Origin of the sequence: Streptomyces sp. NBC_01255, assembly GCF_036226445.1 — a bacterium.
Taxonomy (GTDB): Bacteria; Actinomycetota; Actinomycetes; order Streptomycetales; family Streptomycetaceae; genus Streptomyces.
In genome coordinates, this window is the sequence record NZ_CP108474.1 from 1,580,716 (window position 1) to 1,598,015 (window position 17,300).

General features: G+C 72.5%; 20 protein-coding genes. 9 read left to right on the forward strand and 11 right to left on the reverse strand.

The features are described from left to right. Window positions 1-94 precede the first annotated feature (94 nt). Complete coding sequence (locus OG357_RS06790) at window positions 95-571, reverse strand: ATP-binding protein (RefSeq protein ID WP_329620275.1); 477 nt, start codon at window positions 569-571, stop codon at window positions 95-97. A 182-nt stretch (window positions 572-753) separates the two neighbouring features. Between OG357_RS06790 and OG357_RS06795 the strand changes: the two genes are divergently transcribed. The 3 genes from OG357_RS06795 (at window position 754) to OG357_RS06805 (ending at window position 3,112) form a co-directional block, all read left to right on the forward strand. Next, complete coding sequence (locus OG357_RS06795) at window positions 754-1,605, forward strand: helix-turn-helix domain-containing protein (protein ID WP_329620276.1); 852 nt, start codon at window positions 754-756, stop codon at window positions 1,603-1,605. A gap of 14 nt (window positions 1,606-1,619) precedes the next feature. Next, window positions 1,620-1,889 carry a hypothetical protein gene (locus tag OG357_RS06800; RefSeq protein WP_329620277.1) on the forward strand — a complete coding sequence of 90 codons (270 nt, stop codon included), beginning with the start codon at window positions 1,620-1,622 and terminating at the stop codon, window positions 1,887-1,889. Between the two features lie 248 nt (window positions 1,890-2,137). Beyond that, window positions 2,138-3,112, forward strand: coding sequence for an acyl-ACP desaturase (locus OG357_RS06805; RefSeq protein WP_125742070.1), 975 nt, complete (start codon window positions 2,138-2,140; stop codon window positions 3,110-3,112). Between the two features lie 37 nt (window positions 3,113-3,149). Here OG357_RS06805 and OG357_RS06810 read toward each other — a convergent pair whose 3' ends face one another. The 8 genes from OG357_RS06810 to OG357_RS06845 form a co-directional block, all read right to left on the reverse strand. Beyond that, complete coding sequence (locus tag OG357_RS06810; protein ID WP_329620278.1) at window positions 3,150-3,407, reverse strand: WhiB family transcriptional regulator; 258 nt, start codon at window positions 3,405-3,407, stop codon at window positions 3,150-3,152. Window positions 3,408-3,453: 46 nt separating this feature from the next. Further along, a complete protein-coding gene (locus tag OG357_RS06815) occupies window positions 3,454-4,536 on the reverse strand; it encodes an LLM class flavin-dependent oxidoreductase (protein WP_329620279.1) in 1,083 nt (360 codons plus the stop codon). Window positions 4,537-4,541: 5 nt separating this feature from the next. Next, complete coding sequence (locus OG357_RS06820) at window positions 4,542-5,405, reverse strand: ABC transporter substrate-binding protein (protein WP_329620280.1); 864 nt, start codon at window positions 5,403-5,405, stop codon at window positions 4,542-4,544. Further along, the gene (locus OG357_RS06825) at window positions 5,402-6,175 is read right to left on the reverse strand and encodes an ABC transporter ATP-binding protein (protein WP_329620281.1); all 774 of its coding nucleotides are present in this window, start codon (window positions 6,173-6,175) and stop codon (window positions 5,402-5,404) included. Before OG357_RS06825 ends, OG357_RS06820 begins: the two co-directional genes overlap by 4 nt. Beyond that, entirely contained in the window at window positions 6,172-7,086 is a 915-nt protein-coding gene (locus tag OG357_RS06830) for an ABC transporter permease (RefSeq protein WP_329620282.1), read from the reverse strand. The genes OG357_RS06825 and OG357_RS06830 overlap by 4 nt, the downstream gene beginning before the upstream one ends. After that, window positions 7,083-8,084 carry an ABC transporter substrate-binding protein gene (locus OG357_RS06835; RefSeq protein ID WP_329620283.1) on the reverse strand — a complete coding sequence of 334 codons (1,002 nt, stop codon included), beginning with the start codon at window positions 8,082-8,084 and terminating at the stop codon, window positions 7,083-7,085. Before OG357_RS06835 ends, OG357_RS06830 begins: the two co-directional genes overlap by 4 nt. 63 nt (window positions 8,085-8,147) lie before the next feature. Beyond that, the gene (locus tag OG357_RS06840; RefSeq protein WP_329620284.1) at window positions 8,148-9,170 is read right to left on the reverse strand and encodes an ABC transporter substrate-binding protein; all 1,023 of its coding nucleotides are present in this window, start codon (window positions 9,168-9,170) and stop codon (window positions 8,148-8,150) included. 287 nt (window positions 9,171-9,457) lie between these two features. Further along, window positions 9,458-9,571: a putative leader peptide gene (locus OG357_RS06845; RefSeq protein WP_329620285.1), complete on the reverse strand. Its 114-nt coding sequence runs from the start codon at window positions 9,569-9,571 to the stop codon at window positions 9,458-9,460. Between the two features lie 199 nt (window positions 9,572-9,770). Here OG357_RS06845 and OG357_RS06850 point away from each other — a divergent pair, with 199 nt between their 5' ends. From OG357_RS06850 to OG357_RS06865, 4 genes are all read left to right on the forward strand, one after another. Further along, the gene (locus OG357_RS06850) at window positions 9,771-10,562 is read left to right on the forward strand and encodes an IclR family transcriptional regulator (protein ID WP_329620286.1); all 792 of its coding nucleotides are present in this window, start codon (window positions 9,771-9,773) and stop codon (window positions 10,560-10,562) included. 138 nt (window positions 10,563-10,700) lie between these two features. Further along, complete coding sequence (locus OG357_RS06855) at window positions 10,701-11,525, forward strand: NAD(P)H-binding protein (protein WP_329620287.1); 825 nt, start codon at window positions 10,701-10,703, stop codon at window positions 11,523-11,525. Between the two features lie 69 nt (window positions 11,526-11,594). Further along, window positions 11,595-12,302 (forward strand): TetR/AcrR family transcriptional regulator, encoded by a 708-nt coding sequence (locus OG357_RS06860; RefSeq protein WP_329620288.1) that lies wholly within the window; start codon window positions 11,595-11,597, stop codon window positions 12,300-12,302. Between the two features lie 103 nt (window positions 12,303-12,405). Then, entirely contained in the window at window positions 12,406-13,461 is a 1,056-nt protein-coding gene (locus tag OG357_RS06865) for a hypothetical protein (RefSeq protein ID WP_329620289.1), read from the forward strand. Window position 13,462: 1 nt separating this feature from the next. Here the strand turns inward: OG357_RS06865 and OG357_RS06870 are convergent, their stop codons facing one another. Both OG357_RS06870 and ligD read right to left on the reverse strand, forming a co-directional pair. Continuing rightward, window positions 13,463-14,380: an alpha/beta hydrolase gene (locus tag OG357_RS06870; RefSeq protein WP_329620290.1), complete on the reverse strand. Its 918-nt coding sequence runs from the start codon at window positions 14,378-14,380 to the stop codon at window positions 13,463-13,465. Between the two features lie 118 nt (window positions 14,381-14,498). Continuing rightward, complete coding sequence (ligD, locus tag OG357_RS06875) at window positions 14,499-15,530, reverse strand: non-homologous end-joining DNA ligase (protein WP_329620291.1); 1,032 nt, start codon at window positions 15,528-15,530, stop codon at window positions 14,499-14,501. Between the two features lie 53 nt (window positions 15,531-15,583). On the opposite strand from ligD, the gene OG357_RS06880 reads away from it, so the two are divergent. Both OG357_RS06880 and OG357_RS06885 read left to right on the forward strand, forming a co-directional pair. Then, window positions 15,584-16,642, forward strand: a complete 1,059-nt coding sequence (locus tag OG357_RS06880; RefSeq protein ID WP_329620292.1) for an ATP-dependent DNA ligase — start codon at window positions 15,584-15,586, stop codon at window positions 16,640-16,642. Between the two features lie 383 nt (window positions 16,643-17,025). Further along, window positions 17,026-17,277 (forward strand): hypothetical protein, encoded by a 252-nt coding sequence (locus tag OG357_RS06885; protein WP_024761539.1) that lies wholly within the window; start codon window positions 17,026-17,028, stop codon window positions 17,275-17,277. Window positions 17,278-17,300 lie beyond the last annotated feature (23 nt).

The window sequence follows — 17,300 nt, forward strand, 5'->3', positions numbered from 1 at the left end:
GGGCATCGAGTCGCGGGGGTGGGGCTCGAGCCCGCGGGACGGGGTGTCGAGGGATCAAGGTGTCAAGGTGTCAAGGTGACAAGGTGACAGGGTGTCAACGGTGAAGTAAGGCCCAGGACTTGGTACCGCCGCCCGGCGTCAGTACGGGGGCGAGGCCCCAGTCTCCGCCGTGCGCGTCGACCGCCGCGGCCAGCAGCCACATGCTGCGGCTGCGGCGGTCGCGGCATTCCTCGGCCGCGGCGGGCGAGGCATGGACCGGGTGCTGGTCGTAGAGCACGATCCGCAGCGCCTCGTACTGCCAGCGGACGCGCAGGATCATCTCGCGGTCGGGCGTGAAGCGGTACGCCGCGGCGACGAGTTCCGAGGTGGCGAGGGCGGCGGTCTCGCAGAGGTCCGAGAGGCCGTGCCGGGTGAGGAGCGTGCCGACCGACTCACGGGCGAGTCCGGCACAGTAGGCGCCTCCGGGGAGGAGCATCGAGTAGCTGAGGTTCTCCGTGGCGGGAGGTATGGGCCCGGCCGCCGCGACGGCGGACGGGAGGCAACGCAGTGCGCCCTTCATCGGGTTGCTCACATTTCTTGCGCATTGGGGGTGTACGCACACACGGTCACAGTCGCCCCGTGTGAGACTTGCGCTACCGACCGTAGCGCACGACCGGAGCACAGTGCTACTACTTGCGGGTAGTCGTGCCATTCCGGCCGAAACGGCGATCCGCGAGGGTCGTCGTCGTCACGCAACGAAAGGGGAGATCGCGCGTGCCACCCAGGAGCAGCCCGACCGCACGACAGCAGCGCCTCGGGAGCGAACTGCGCAAACTGCGCGAACAGTCGGGCATGTCGGCCCAGCAGGCCGCCGCCCTCCTGGGCGTCGACCGCACCCGTATCCCCAACATCGAGTCCGGCCGCTTCGGCATCAGCGCCGAGCGCGTCCGCACCCTCGCCTTCAACTACGGCTGCCCCGACACGGCGCTCGTCGACCTGCTCGCCGACATCGCCCAGGAGCGGGACCGGGGCTGGTGGGAGGAGCACCGCGGACTGCTGCCGCCCGCCCTCATCGACATCGCCGAACTGGAGTACCACTCCTCGGAGTTGCAGAGCGCCGTCACCACCCACATCCCCGGCCTCCTGCAGACCGAGGAGCATGCGCGGGCCGTCTTCGACACCGCTGTCCCGCTCCTGCCGGGACCCGACCTGGAGGCCCGCCTCGCGCTGCGGCTGCGCCGCCAGGAGGTCCTGGACCGGGACCGGCCCGTGCTCTACGAGGCCGTGATCCACGAGGCGGCGCTGCGCATGCAGTTCGGCGGGCCGAAGGTCGCGCGGGACCAGCTGGAGCACATCCTGGCGTACTCCGAGCGGGACACCGTGACCGTCCGCGTCATCCCCTTCGCCGCGGGGGGTTTCCCGGGCGCGGGCCAGTCGTTCACCTATGTGGCCGCGCCCGTGCCGCAGCTCGACACCGTGCAGCTCGACTCCTCCCACGGATCGATCCTCCTCGACGCGGACATGAAGCTCCGCCGCTACCGGGGACTCCTGGAGCGACTGCGCGGACTCGCCCTGTCCACGACCGAATCACGCGCGTTCATACGCACCATCGCCCAGGATCTGTGAAGGACCGCCCCACCATGAACGTCACGACCGACACCCCCCTCGCCGCCGCGCCTCTCGCCGGCGCCCCTCTCGCCGCCGCCCCCGCCCCCGTCGCTGCCGACATCGACTGGAACGAGGCCTTCTGCAGCGAGGGCGCGAACTGTTTCCGGTTCGGCCTCGACGACTCCGGCCGGGCCTACATCGGCTCGACTCTCGCCCCCGGCGAGTACGTCAGCGACTCGGTGGAGGCGCTCCGCGCCCTGATCTCCGCGGTGAAGGCCGGCGCGGCGGACCATCTGCTCTGAACCGTCCGCCCCGAACCGTGCGCTCCGAACCGTCTGCTCTGCGTAGCCGTCCGGTCGGCCTGTGGCGCACGTCGAGGACGTGACCTGCATCTCCAGGACCCCACCGGAGCAGCGCACATAACGGAACGTAACCGGACATCGTCCAGACGGGCTTGGCCGACGCCTTACGGAGCCTTAACCTACGGTCTCGTAACCTACGAATCCGTAGGTAATCCCGTATGCCCTTCTCTCCGTCCCCAGGAGTCCCCGTGACGCTCACCTCTCCCCACCTCGGCAGCTCGGCGGAGTGGACCGACGCGCGCCTGCTCTACGCGCTGGAAGAGGTCGTGGAGAAGGAGCTCAACCGGCACCTGAAGGTCACCAAGGACTGGATGCCGCACGAGTACGTGCCGTGGTCCGACGGCCGGAACTTCCCCGGCTTCTTCGAGGACGGCGAGGCCTGGGACCCCAAGCAGTCCAAGGTCACCGAGATCGGAAAGATCGCCCTCGTGGTGAACCTGCTCACCGAGGACAACCTCCCGAGCTACCACCACGAGATCGCCAGCCTCTTCGGCCGCGACGGCGCCTGGGGCACCTGGGTGCACCGCTGGACCGCCGAGGAGGGCCGCCACGGCATCGTGATGCGCGACTACCTCCTGGCCTCGCGCGCGGTCGACCCGGACAAGCTGGAGCAGTTCCGGATGTCACACATGAGCGAGGGCTTCGAGTCCGACAACCGGCACTCGATGCTGCACTCCGTGGCGTACGTCGCCTTCCAGGAGCTCGCGACCCGCATCTCGCACCGGAACACCGGCCACCAGTCGGGCGACCCCGTCTGCGACCGGATGCTCTCCCGCATCGCCACCGACGAGAACCTGCACATGGTCTTCTACCGGAACCTGCTGGGCGCGGCCTTCGAGCTCGCCCCCGACCTGACCATGATGGCCGTGCGGGACGTGGTCGTGAACTTCCGGATGCCCGGACACGGCATGCCGGGCTTCGAGCGGGCGGCGGCGCAGATGGCGATCGGCGAGATCTACAACATGCGCATCCACCACGACGACGTCCTCCAGCCGGTCCTGCGCTTCCTCAAGGTCCTCCAGATCGAGGGGCTCGGCCCGGAGGGCCTCCAGGCCCAGGACGAGCTGGGGCTGTACATGAACGGCCTGGACAGCGAGGCCAGCAAGTTCGACGAGAAGCTCGCGGCCCGCAAGGCCCGTATGGCGGCCCGAGCGGCCGGCTGATCCACCTCTCGCACCCCCGAAAAGGAGCGCGTGCGGCTCAGCGGCTGCCCTGCTGCCGCTTGAGCCGCACGCGCTCCTTTTCGGAGAGCCCGCCCCACACCCCGAAGCGCTCGTCGTGGGCCAGTGCGTACTCCAGGCACGCCACGCGCCCCTCGCACGCCCCGCACAGCTGCTTGGCCTCGCGCGTCGACGAGCCGGGGGCCGGGAAGAAGAACTCCGGGCCCGCCTGGGCGCACAGGGCGTTCTCACGCCAGGAGAAGTCGGGAGCGGTCAGCACGTCGGTATCCGTCTGCATGACCCACACGTTGCCTGCCTGCCGTAAACAGGCCATCAACGTTCGATCAATGGCGGATACCCAGTGCCGGGAGGACCGTCTCCGCGACCCGGTAGGCCTCCTCCAGGAGCGGGTTCCCGGACAGGATGAACGTGTCCACGCCCAGCTCCCGGTACTCCTGGAGGCGCTCCACGACCTGGGCCGTCGACCCGACGACCGCCGTTCCCGGACCGGGCCGGAACAGCCCCATGCCGGGCCAGAGATTCGGGTGGACCTCCAGTTCGCGCGCCCGCGCGGGGACCCGGCCGCCGTGCTGCCGGAACTGGCGCTGCCAGCCGACACCGTCCTCGCCCGCCCGCTCGCCGAGCTGCCGGGCGTACGTCGCCTCGCTGGTGACGTCGAGCAGCCGGTCGGCCGCCGCCCAGGCCTCGTCCTCGGTGTCGCGGACGATGAGGTGGAGCCGGAGGCCGATCCGGAGGGTACGGCCGTGGGCCGCGGCCCGGGCCCGTACGTGGTCGAGCTTCTCCTTCAGCAGGTGCGGGGGCTCGCCCCAGGTGAGGTAGACGTCGACGTGCTCGGCGGCCATCTCGATGCCGGGCGCCGACGAGCCGCCGAACCACAGCGGGACGTGCGGCTCCTGCACGGGCCTGAGGTCCCGGAAGGAGGCGCCCGCGTTCCTGAGGTCGTAGAAGCGGCCCTTGTGGTCGAAGACCTCCCCCGCCGTGAGCCGCTTGACGATCGACCAGTACTCGGCGCTGAGTGCGTAGCGCTCGTCGTGCTCGACGTGGAGCCCGTACTCGCGCAGGGCGGCGGTGGAGCCGTTGACCACGTTGAAGCGGAGCCGGCCGTCGAAGAGGTTGTCGAAGCTGAGCGCCATCTTGGCGAGCAGGGTCGGGGCGATCAGGCCCGGGTGGACGGCGAGCAGCGGCTTGAAGCGGGTGCTGGTGGAGGCCGCGAGTGCGGAGCCGAGGGGCCAGACGTCGTAGAGGTCGGTGGCGAGCAGCGCCCCTGTGTAGCCGAGGCGTTCGACGGTTCCGGCGAGCTGCGCGAGGTAGCCGAGGTCGACGGGGCGGCGGCCCGCCGGCTCCCACGGGTAGGCGCCTTCGCGCGGGATGATGTACCAGAGGACTTCGGGTGCGGGGGTCGTCACGGTGCTCAGGCCTTCCGGGGCAGCGCGTCGGCGACGGTGATCGCGCGGTCGATGAATCCGGTGCGGTGGAAGATGTCCGCCGCCTGCTGCTGCTCGGCGATGAACTCCTCGGTGACCGGCTCGATCGTCCAGGGCAGGGCGCGCAGCGCGGTCTCCCAGTCGTCCGCGGTGCCGCCCTGGTCGGCGGCGGCGATCTCGGCGGCCTCGCGCGGATGCGCGGCGGCCCAGTCGTCGGCCCGCCGGAGGGCGCGGGTGAGCGCCTCGACGAGCTCGGGCCGCTGCTCGGCCAGGTCTCGGCGGGCGAAGAAGACGGACCGGTCGGTGATGACCTCGCCGGTGCGGACCAGGGTGCGCAGTCCGCCGGCGCGGCGGGCGGCGGCGAGCTCGGCGCCCTGCGCGACCCAGGCGGTGATCTCACCGGAGCGGAGCTTCGCCTCGCTGGCCGAGTCGCCGCGTACGGGGGTGATGTCGGTGGCGTACGAGAGGCCGGCGTCGTCCAGGGCCTTGGCGACGAGATGCGTCTGCCAGGAGCCGACGGCGAGGTGGACGGTGCCGCCCTTGAGGTCGGCGACGGTACGGACCGGGCTGTCGTCGGGGACGAGGAGGGCGCCGTGGTCGGGGCGGGGCGCGGAGACGGCGGTGTAGACGATGTCGTGGCCGGCGGCCTGCGCGGTGACGGGCGGCGTGGAGCCGGTGCCGCCGAAGTCGATGGTGCCGTCGGCCAGGAAGGCCCCGGTGCGGACTCCGTCGGTGTACGGGTGCCAGGTCACGGTCTCGCCGAGGGCGGCGAGCTCCTGCTCCGCGTAGCCGAGGCGGGAGAGGTGGTAGAGGGAGGGGTTGCTGCGGTGGACACCGATGGTGACGGTCATGCGGGGGCTCCTTCGAGCGGGGCGGGGGCGGCGGGGGGTGTTCCCTCGGGCGTGTGGACGCCGAGGTCGGCGAGGAGGCGGCGGCGCAGGGCGACGAAGGCGGGGTCGCCGGGGTCGCGGGGCCGGGCGACGGCGACGGGGACGTCGGTGACGAGCCGCCCGTCGCGCAGGACGGCGACCCGGTCGGCGAGGCGTACGGCCTCGTCGACGTCGTGGGTGACGAGCAGGACCGCGGGGTGGTGGACGCGGCGCAGCTCGCCGACGAGGTCCTGCATACGGAGCCGGGTCAGCGCGTCGAGCGCGGCGAACGGCTCGTCGAGGAGCAGGAGTTCGGGCTCCCGTACCAACGCCCTGGCCAGTGCGACGCGTTGGGCCTCGCCGCCGGACAGGGTGGCAGGCCAGGCGTCGGCATGTCGGTCGAGGCCGACCTCGGCGAGGGCCCGCAGGCCGGTCGCCCTGGTCGCCGCCCCGCGCGGCAGCCCGACGGTCACATTGCCGAGGACCTTCGTGGAGGGGATGAGCCGGGGCTCCTGGAAGACGATCGTGCGGGCGGCGGGGACGAGGGCCTCTCCTCCGTCGGCGCCGTCGAGGCCGCCGAGGATGCGCAGCAGGGTCGTCTTGCCGCTGCCGCTCGCCCCGAGCAGGGCGAGGAACTCGCCGCGCGCGAGGGTGAGGTCCAGGCCGTCGAGGACGGGGCGGGTGCCGAAGACGCGGCGCAGGCCCCGTACCCGTACGGCTGTGGCTGGGGCTGTGGACGTGGACGTGCTCATCGGGTTCCTCCTCCGGGGCCCGCCGTGCGCCAGGGCATGAGGATCCGCTCCAGTCCGCGGACGAGGACGTCGGCGGTGAGGCCGAGCAGTCCGTACACGAGGATGCAGACGGCGAGGATGTCGGTGCGGGCGTAGCTCTGGGCCTGGGACATCAAGTAGCCGATGCCTTCGGTGGCGTTGATCTCCTCGGCGGCGATGAGCGCGATCACGCTCAGCGTCATGGAGAGCCGGAGTCCGGCGAGCAGCGAGGGCAGCGCGCCGGGCAGGACGACCTGGCGCACGATCGCGAGGCGGCCGAGGCCGAAGCTGCGCATCGCCTCGACGAGCTTGCGGTCGGTGTTGCGGACGCCGCCTGAGGCGGAGACGTACATGGGGAAGGTGGTGGCGACGGCGATGAGCAGGATCTTCGCGGTCTCGTTGATGCCGAACCACACCATGAAGAGCGGGACGAGGGAGAGGAAGGGGATGGTCCGCAGGGTCTGGAGGGAGGAGTCGAGGAGCTCGTCGCCGAGCCGGGTGAAGCCGGTGGTGATGCCGAGGGTGAGCCCGGCGGCGAGGCCGATGACGAGCCCGATGCCCGAGCGGGTGAGGGACGTGGCGAGCGCGTCCGGAAGCTGACCGTTCCCCCACAACTCCCCTACGGCTTTGATGACTTGGGGCGGAGACGCGAGCACGTCGGGGGTGAGGAGGCCGGTGGCGGAGGAGATCCACCACAGGGTGAGGAGGGCGACCGGGCCGAGGGCGCGGACGGTGAGGGAGCGGGCGCGGGAGCGGGGGCGCCTGACGGGCGGGCGGGGCGCGACGAGTCCGGTGGCCGTCGTGGTCGCCTTGGGCTCCTCGCTCGCCCTGACCTCCTCGGTCGCTTCGGCCGCCTGGTCCGCCTTGGTCGCCTGGGCCGTCACGCTCGTCATGACAGCTTCTCGATGTCAAGGAGATGGGCGGCGATGTCGACCTTGTTCGGCGTGACCTTCTGGTCGGCGTAGAACCCGGCGACGGTCTCGAAGCGCTTGATGTCCTCGGCGCCGATCGGATCGACGGTGCCTCCCTTGCGGGTGAAGCCGATCTGGACCTCCTTGGCCTTGCCGTTGACGGCCGTGGGACCGGCGTCGGTGAAGACGTTGAGATAGGCGGCCGGGTCGCTCTTCTCCTTGGCGCTGTTCTCGTGGAGGTAGCGGTAGAGCGCCTTCACGACCTCGGGGTGCTGCGCGGCGAAGTCCGAACGGACCGCGTTGAGGCTGTAGTTGTCGGAGTCGATCGCGGTGCCGTCGGCGACGAAGTGCGCCTTGCCGGAGCCGATCTCGGCGACGGCGTAGGTGGACCAGACGGCCCAGGCGTCCACCTGGCCCGCGTTGAAGACGGCGGCCGTCTGGTCGGGGCGCAGATAGACCCGCTCGACCTTGTCGGCGGGGACGCCTGCCCGGGCGAGGGCCTTGAGCAGCAGGTACTCGCCGGTGCCGCCCTTGTTGACGGCGACCTTGCGGCCGACGAGGTCCTTGACGGAGGCGATGTCCGAGCCCTCGCGGACGAGGATGCCCTCGCCGACGGGGTCGGGGTCGGTGGCCGTGAAGAAGGCGAAGCCGGGGCTCTGGGAGAGGGACGTGATGCCGGAGGTGATGGAGCCGGTCGCGATGTCGAGCTGGTCGGCGTTCATGGCCTGGGCGGCGGGGGCGAAGGGGCCGGCGCTGCCGGTCCAGGCCACCTTGGCGCCGACGGCGGCGAGCGCCTTGTCGAGGCTGCCGTCCTTCTTGCCGCGGGCGAGGACGCCCGCGTTGCCGGGGTCGGGGATGCGGACGGTGACGGTTCCGCTCGTTCCCTTCGACGCCTCCGTCCCCGTGGCGCCGCCGCAGGCGGTGACGGTGGAGAGGGCGGCGAGGGCCGCCAGAGCGGCGAGCGGGGTGAGTGGGCGCATGACGGTCGTCCTTCTCGGAGTCGGGTCGGGGGGCGGGGAAGGGGCGGGGGCGGGGCTCGGCGGTTACGGGACGGGGTGCGGCGATCGCTGCCCGCTGGCGGAGGCGAGGAGCCGGGCTCGGCGGAGCGGCTCCGGGTCGGCCCAGGCCCGTACGTCCACGGCCTCGGGCAGGAAGCCGTGTGCGCGCAGCGCCTCCTCCTGGCGGGCGAGGAGGTCGAGTCGGGTGGCCGACAGGTCCGGGTGGAGGGTGCGGTGGATGCCGGGCCGATAGGCGCCGGCGACACCCTCGGCGCCCGCGCCGGTCTCGGCGCCGAGGATGCGGGCGACCTCGGCGGGCTCGTCGGCGGCCCAGTCGGCGGCGCGGAGCAGGACGGCGAGGAAGCGCGCGACCAGCTCGGGATGCTCGTCCAGGAGGTCCTGGTGCACGGTGAGGGGGCGCGGGGTGCCGTTGTTGACGCGGTGCGCGGGGTCGGGGAGCTCGTCGAGTTCCACGGCGACCTCGGCTCCGGCGCGGCGGGCCGCCTCGACGGCGAGGGCTCCCTTCACGTACACGGCGTCGACCTCGCCCCGGCGCAGTGCGGCCAGCTCGGCCGCCCACTGACCGGAGTGGCCGTCGGCCGGTACGTCGACGAGGACGGCGTCCGTGAGCCCGTACCCCGCCGAGGCGAGGACGCCCTCGAAGCCGCGCACGGCCATGGCCCGCCAGAAGTCGATCGGCACGGAGTGGCGGGGCACGGCGAGCCGGAGGCCGCGCAGGGCGGCGGCGCCACGGACCGGTGAGCCGGGGCCGACGAGTACGGTCTGGCGCTCTTCGATCCAGGTGAGGCCGACGAGCCGGGTGCGCTCGCCGCGTGAACGGGCCCACAGCGCGGGCACGTTGCCGCCCTCGCGGAAGAGCCCGGGAAGAGCGTGGGTGAAGTGGGCGGCGCGGTCGGCGCCGGGTTCGGCGTCCTGGAGGGAACGGACGGCGATCCCGTCCGGGGCGAACTCCCCGGCCAGCCAGCCGCGGTCGGCGGCGACACCGGTGGCGGTGGGGACGGGGCAACGGGTGAACCAGAGCGTGTCGGGGACGCGGGCAGGGGTCATGGCGGGATTCCCGGGGTGTGGTGGGGCCGGCGGCGCACAGGGGCGCCGGGCCGCTCAGCGGCGTGGTGGAGGCGAGTACGCAGGTCAGGAACGCGGCGCAGGGGACGGGAGGCGGACGGGAGACCGTACGCAAGTCACAGGTCACCGGTCGCAGCGGAAAGGACCCGTTTCAGCGGGAGTCAGGAGTAGCGCGGCGAGCGCGCCGCGGCGCGAACCACGTACCGGTGTGGTGGCAAGCCGGTGACGGTGTGCGCGGGGCGACGGCGTACGGACGGCTCAGCGACAGGTCAGCGACAGGTCGCGGCGGCGACGCGCGCCAGGTCGATGTGGCGGCGCCGGGTGAGCGCGGGAGCCTCGGGAGGGGCGGCGGGCGTGGAGCGTGCGGTACGTCGTCCGTTCATCACGGGCCTGCTCCCTTCGCGTCGTCGCCGCTGCGGTGTGTTGGCCGGAACCCTGCCACGGAAGTTCCGACCGTCACAACTCGGCTCCCACGATGTGGGATTGCGTATGAACAGAGTGTTTCCGACCGCGTCCCCCACCTGATTCGGCTCCCGCCATGTGGGAGCGTGGGAGCCCGATCACCCACGGGGAGCGAACTCTATGACGACCGAGGCCGGCATCGCCCGACCCCCGGCGGGCGCCCAGGCGGTCCGCCGCGCCCTGGACGTGCTGCACTGTTTCCACGACAACGGGCCCGATCTGAGCGCCTCCGACCTCGCACGCCGGCTCGAGCTCTCCACCTCCACGGCGCACCGGCTGGCGCGGACCCTGCTCGGTGCGGGATTCCTGGAGCAGGACGCCCGGACCGCCCGCTACCGGCTCGGTCCGGCGATGACCGAGCTGGGCCGGCTCTCGTACCACCAGCGGGGGCTGCACCTGGCCACGCCCGAGCTGGCCGATCTGGCCGAACGGACGGGCGCGACCGCCGACTTGGCGCTGCGCAGCGGCCCGCACGTGGTGATCGTGGCGGGCGGTTCGGTGACGCCGAAGGTCGGCCTGCGCCGGCCCCTGCACTCCACGGCGCTCGGGAAGGTGCTGCTCGCCTGGCCCCGCGCGGGCGAGGGCGGCCCCCGCTCCCTGCCGCCGCTGCCCGCGTTCACCGAGCGGACCATCGTCGAACCTCCGGCCCTGACCGCCGAGTTGGCCCGCGTGCGGGAGGCGGGGTACGCCCTCAACGACGGCGAGTCGGCCCACGGGGTGCGGACCGTGGCCGTGCCGGTCCTGGAGCGGGCGGGGCACGCGCGGTTCGCGCTCGCGGTCCGCGCGACGCCGGAACTGATCACCGACGCGCGGCTCGACTGGTACCTGGCGCAGGCGCGCGAGTGCGCCAGGGCGCTGGAGGTCCTGCTCCTGGCCCCGACGGAACGGCGGGACCCCGGAGACCGCGCCTGACGGCGCCTGACCGCGCCTGACGGCGCCTGACACCCCCGCCAAGTAGGTCACGATCCGTCCTACTTGGCGCCTAGCGTTCGTCGCGTGCGGCGGCGCGGACGAAGCCTCGCCGCCCCGTGCGGACGAGGAGTGAGCGACGTGACGATTCTGGTGACCGGTGCGACGGGGACCCTGGGGCGCCGGGTGGTCGAGGGGCTCCGGCGCGAGGGGCGGAAGGTGCGGGCCCTGACCCGTACCCCGGCGGGGGCGAACGGTCTGCCCGGGGACGTGGAGGTGGCGGGCGGCGATCTCACCGACCCGGGGACCTTGGAGGCCGCCCTCGACGGGGCCTCCGCCGTACACCTGCTCGGCACCACCGGCTACGACCACGCCCCGCTGCGGACCGGAACGCAGCTCATGGCGATGGCCGCCGCGGCGGGCGTGCGGCGGCTGACGGTCCTCGCCCCGGACGAGGGCGGCGAGTTGGAGCGGGCGGTCCGGGCGAGCGGCCTGGAGTGGACGTTCGTCTGGCCGATCGACCTGATGGCCAACACCCTGGGGTGGGCGGACACCGTTCGCGCCACGGCGGAGGTCCGCGAACCGTACGGGGGGCGCAGGACCGCCTCGGCCGACGAGGCGGACGTCGCCGACGTGATCGCGGAGCTGCTCGTGCGGGGCGGCCACGCGGGACGGCGGCTCGTCGTGACGGGGCCCGAGGCGCTCACGCCGGCCGACAAGGTGGCCGCGCTCGCGGCGGCGACCGGCCGCGAGCTCCGCTTCACCGAGCTGACCGACGGCGAGGCCCGTCACCGGTGGCGGGCCGAGGGCTGGCCCGAGGAGGGCATCGACTTCATGCTGCACATGTGGGCGACCGTGCCCGCGTCGGTGGCCGAGGTGACGCCGGCCGTCGAGGAGGTCCTCGGCCGTCCGCCCCGGAGCTTCGCCCAGTGGGCGACGGCCCACGCCGCCGCCTTCCGCGCCTGACCCCGCAGGGTTCGGCACGCACGTGCGCGGAGATTTCCGCACGGTCGTGCGTTCAGTACGATGGGGGGCATGAGCGGCAGCACCGGAAGCACCACGGGTACCCGCACCGGCACGGCCACAGGATCCGGCACGGGCACCAAGACGGACGGACGTGTCGAGCGCGGCAACCAGACGCGACGCCTCGTCCTCGGCCGGACCATGGACATCGCGTCCGTCGAAGGCCTCGAAGGCCTGTCCCTCGGCCGGATCGCGACCGAGCTGGAGCTGAGCAAGAGCGGCGTCTTCGCGCTCTTCGGCTCCAAGGAGGAGCTCCAGCTCGCCACCATCAGAGCCGCCGTCGCCGTCTTCGCCGAGCAGGTCGTCGCCCCCCTGAAGGACGTGCCGCCGGGGGCATCGCGCGTGCGCGCCCTGTGCCGGAACTGGCTCACGTACTCCTCGGGGCGGGTCTTCTCGGGCGGCTGTTTCTTCTACGCGGTCTCGGCCGAGTTCGATGCCCGTACGGGTCCGGTGCACGACGCCGTGGCCCGCGCCCGCCTCGACTGGAACGCGTACATGGAGCGGACCCTGTCGGAGGCCCGTGCGGTGGGCGACTTCACCGAGGACCTGGACGTGGAGCAGCTGGCCTTCGAGGTGATCGCCCTCATGGAGGCGGCCAACGCGCAGTCCGTGCTGCTCGGCGACACCCGCGCGTACGGCCGCGCCGAGCGGGGCGTCACGGCCCGGCTGCGTTCCTCGGCCACGGACCGGGGCCGCGCGGCACTCGCGGATCCGGCCTGATCACCGCCTCCCCTTTTCCTCGCCCCAAGAGTCTTTCCTCTCACGTCCCACCGGTCTCCGCACCCCGGGCCGTCCACCCGACTCCTGCCCGGGAACTGATCAGGTGAAGGCCGGGTGTCGCTCACGCGTACGCGACGGGGCGCGCGCCCATGGTGAGCGCGTCGGCCGGAGCCCTCGGCGATCCCGCCCGCGGTCCGGTCCGCCCCGTGAGAGGAGCGCGTATGTCCGTCTCGGACACCCGTCCCGGCGCCCGCAGGAGGACCGGTCTTCGAAGACCACTCTCCGCGATGGCCGCCCTGGCCACCTCGCTGGCCGCCGCCCTGGTGCTGCCCGGTCTCGGCCTGTCGTCCCGTCCCCCGCGTACGCCGACAGCGCGGGCGGGCGGGACATCCGTACGGGCCCGCCGGGCACCGCCCTCGCCTGGGGGACCAACGCGTCGGGCCAGCTGGGCGACGGGAACACCGCCGGGCACAGCACCGTCCCAGGGCGGGCCTGCGGGAACGCGACCTGTACGACGCCGCTCGGCAAGGTCGTGCAGGTGGCCGCCGGAAACGGGCACAGCATCGCCCTGCTCGAGGACGGTTCCGTCGTCGGCTGGGGCGCCAACATCAGCGGCCAGCTCGGAGACGGCACCACGACCGACCGCATCTCGCCCGTCCGGGTCTGCACTCACGGCCAGACCGCTCCCTGCACTCGGTTCCTCGAAGGCGCCACCGCGATCGCCGTCGGCGACAATCACACCGTCGCCGTCCACCAGACGTCGGCCGACCTGGCCACGTCGATCACGGCCGGCCCTGAGCCGGTCGCCAACGGCGGGACGCTGACCTACACCGTCCGCGTCCACAACTACGGTCCGACCGCCGCGGAGAACGTGGTCCTCACGAACCAGCTCCCGGCCTCCGTCCGTTACGCCTCCGCGAGCCCGTCCACGGGCCACTGCGACACCCCGCCGACCGGCACCACGGACACCGTGACCTGCTCGTTCGGCACCGTGGCCAGGGGCGGGGCCGCCACCGTCACGATCGCGGTGAAGGTCCGCTCGGCCAGCGGCGCCGGAGGCGTCGTCAACGCCGTCACCAACGCCGTCTTCGCGACCAGTGACACGCCTGACCCCAGGCCGAACAACAACTCGGCCGTGATCACCACGCCGGTGAGCTGACTCAGCCTGTCGCGATCCTGTCCTCGGGCGCGGTCCTGCCCTCGGGCGCCGTGACCGCCGGCTCCGGCTCGGATCCGGCGGTCGCGAACTCCACGGCCTCGGCCACGACTCCGGGGTCCGTCAGGATGCGCCGGTGACCGAGGCCCCGGGTGACGACGAGCCGGGCCCGGTCGCCGTGGGCGCGGGCCAGCCGGCGTGCCTGGACGACCGGGACCATGTCGTCGCCCTCGTCGTGGAACAGCAGGACGGGGAGGGCGAGTTCGGCGGCTGCCCGGTCGGCGTCGAGCCGATCCCAGATCCCGGGCTCGCCGGGCGCGACCCGTCGCTCGACGTGGGCGCGCATACGCCGGATCACCAGCTCGTCCACGCCGAAGCCGGCCCGGAAGCCCGCAAGGAGCATGGTGAAGGAGCCGACGCCGCCGAGCCCCACGAAGCGGCCGACGCGGACGCCGTCGCGGAGGGCGAGGTGGGTGGCGAGGACGCCGAAGGAATGGGCGACGACGGCGTCGAAGTCCCCATGCCGGGCATGCAACTCCTTGATGACGGCGCGGTATTCGATGATGTTGCTCGCCTTGCCCGAGGACTCGCCGTGGCCCGGAGCATCGAAGGCGACCGGGCTGTAGCCGCGTTCGAGCAGGGCCTCGGCGAAGGCGGTGAGCCGTGAGGCGCGCGAGGACCAGCCGTGGACGAGCAGGACGGGCCGGCGCCCGTCGCCCCAGGCGTACGTGACGACGTCCTTGCCCCGGACGTGGAGGCGTTCCGTACGGGCGGCGGCGAAGAGTGTCTGCTCCTCGGGCCGCTGCCGGGCCCGGCCCAGCGGGCGGACGAAGAGGTGGAAGGCCAGGCGGCCGGCCGGTCCCGGGGCGACGCGGGCGGCGAGGTTCAGAACGGTGCGTACGAGCGGAGCCATCGGGTACATGCCGGATCTCCTCGGTCGGCCAGGATGTGTCAAAAATGTTAGCACGACCGTTCGTGTTGTTTTAGGATCGGAGAGGCAGGGCGGACCGGCCCCCACCCGGAACGGGCCGGCCGCCTTGTCACGCCTCTTCGGACGGCTCCTTCTTCGCGCGGCTCGGCTGGACCCGCTTCGGCTCGCCCGGCATCTTCGGATACTCCGGCGGATACGGCAGGTCGCCGAGCCCGTGCTCCGCCTCGTCCCGCCGGGCCAGTTCGAGCAGGGACTCCAGGCTGAACCGCTCGCCGTCCATATCGGCGTGGACGTCGCCGAGTTCGGCGTACCGGAGCTGCATCGTCCTGATGTCGAAGTCGCGCGGCACGGCGTCGTCGATCTCGTCCCACCGCAGCGGCGCCGAGACGGGCGCGTGCGGGCGCGGACGTACCGAGTAGGCGGAGGCGATGGTCCGGTCCCGGGCGGTCTGGTTGTAGTCGACGAAGATCCGCTCCCCGCGCTCCTCCTTCCACCACTTCGTGGTGACCTGCTCCGGCATGCGTCGCTCCAGCTCCCGGCCGCAGGCGATGGCGGCCCTTCTGACCTGTGTGAAGGTCCAGTCGGGCACGATCGGTACGAAGACGTGGATCCCGCGGCCGCCCGAGGTCTTCGGCCAGCCGCGCAGTCCGTGCTCATCGAGGACGGAGCGCAGCTCGTGGGCGGCACGGACGGCGTCTGCGTACTCCGTGCCGGGCTGCGGGTCGAGGTCGATGCGGAGCTCGTCGGGGTGGTCGGTGTCCTCCCGCCGTACCGGCCAGGGGTGGAAGGTGACGGCGCCGAGGTTGGCGGCCCAGAGCACGGCGGCCGGCTCGGTGGGGCACATCTCGTCGGCCGACCGGCCGCTGGGGAAGGTGATGTGGGCGGTGGGGATCCAGTCGGGCAGGTACTTCGGGGCCCGCTTCTGGAAGAAGGACTCGCCGGTCACCCCGTCGGGGTAGCGCTCCAGGGTGGTGGGCCGGTTCCGCAGGGCGCGGGTAATGCCGTCTCCGACGGTGAGGTAGTAGGTGACCATGTCGAGCTTGGTGTAGCCGGGTTCGGGGAAGTACACCTTGTCCGGGTTCGAGACCCGCACGGTCCGGCCGCCGACTTCCAGTTCCATCGCTGCTGCCTTGCCTGCCATGCCGGTCAGCCTAGGGTTCGCCGACAAGTCGCGCATACCGGACAATCGGCCCCATGGATCTGCCGGTGATGCCGCCCGTGAAGCCGATGCTCGCCAAGTCGGTGAAGCGGATTCCGCCCGGGATGCAGTACGAGGCGAAGTGGGACGGCTTCCGCGCCATCGTCCATCGCGACGGGCCGGAGCTCGTCATCGGCAGCCGTACCGGCAAGCCCCTGACCCGGTACTTCCCCGAGCTGGTCGAGGCGCTGGCGACCCGGCTGCCGGAGCGCTGCGTGGTCGACGGCGAGATCGTGATCGAGCACGACGGCCACCTCGACTTCGACCGGCTCAGCGAGCGCATCCATCCGGCGGACTCCCGGGTCCGCATGCTCGCGGAGACCACTCCGGCGCGGTTCGTCGCCTTCGACCTGCTCGCCCTCGGGGACGATTCGCTGCTGGACGTGGGGATGAGCGAGCGGCGGGCGGCCCTGGAGCGGGTCCTCGACGGGGTCGACGCCCCGGTCCATCTGGCACCCGCGACCCGGGACGTCGAGGTCGCCGCCCGCTGGTTCGAGCAGTACGAGGGCGCCGGGCTCGACGGGGTGATCGCCAAGCCGCTCGACCTGCCGTACCGGCCGGACGCCCGTCTCATGTACAAGATCAAGCACGAACGGACGGCCGACGTGGTCGTGGCCGGCTACCGCTTCCACAAGAGCGGACCGGTGGTCGGTTCGCTGCTGCTCGGCCTGTACGACGACAGGGGCGTCCTCCAGCACGTCGGCGTGTGCGCGGCCTTCACCGCCGCCCGGCGCGCCGAGCTCGTCGAGGAGCTGGAACCGCTGCGCATGGATCCGCCGGACGGCCACCCGTGGGCGGCGTGGACGGACGAGTCCGCGCACGAGGGCGCCCGGCTGCCGGGTGCGCCGAGCCGCTGGTCGGGCAAGAAGGACCTGTCGTGGGTGGCGCTGCGGCCGGAGCGGGTGTGCGAGGTCGGGTACGACCACATGGAGGGCGACCGCTTCCGCCACACGGCCCAGTTCAAGCGCTGGCGCCCGGACCGGACGCCGGAGTCCTGTGGCTACGGGCAGCTGGACGAGCCCGTCTCGTACGACCTGACGGAGATCCTCTCGTAGCGCCCGTCGAACACGACGAACACGCACGGAATCGCTGTCGGCGGAAGCCACCGGAACCGCGAGTGAGATGGTTCACATTCCGCGGTCCGCCTCCTCCGCCCAACACCCCTTTATCGAGAAGATGTTCGACGAACGCCTTCTCGATGGACGGGCTCCGCCGTGCCGCGCAGGAGCCGCCGACCACCCCCGCACCTGCGGGAACGCATCCAGGCGTGCCGGTCGCCGGGCACCCCTCCCGCTCCCCCGCCGGTCGCCTTCCCCGCCCACCGGGCCTCCCGGCGTCACGCCGTCGCGACAGCCCCGTGCCGGAACCCGAACCGCGATCCGGTACGTATGGAGGTGGAGACACTCCGCACCCTCCCCGGACTCACAAGGACTGCCCCGTGATCGCCTCTCCCTCGCCCCTCGTCCCCGTACCGATCCCCGACAGCGTGGCCGCACTGATCGGCGCCTGTCTCCCGCTGCACGTCCTCCAGGCCGAGGTCGACGCGGACTGCGCGGCGCGCGAGGTGTACCGGTTCCGGGGGCCGCTCTGTGCGGAGGACCGGGCGGACCGCGAGCACGCCCTCGCGGCGCTGGCGCGCGCCAACAAGATCCTCGCCAAGCACCATCCCCAACTGCCCGTCACCCCCTGATCCAGTACACCTGTTCGGCCGTC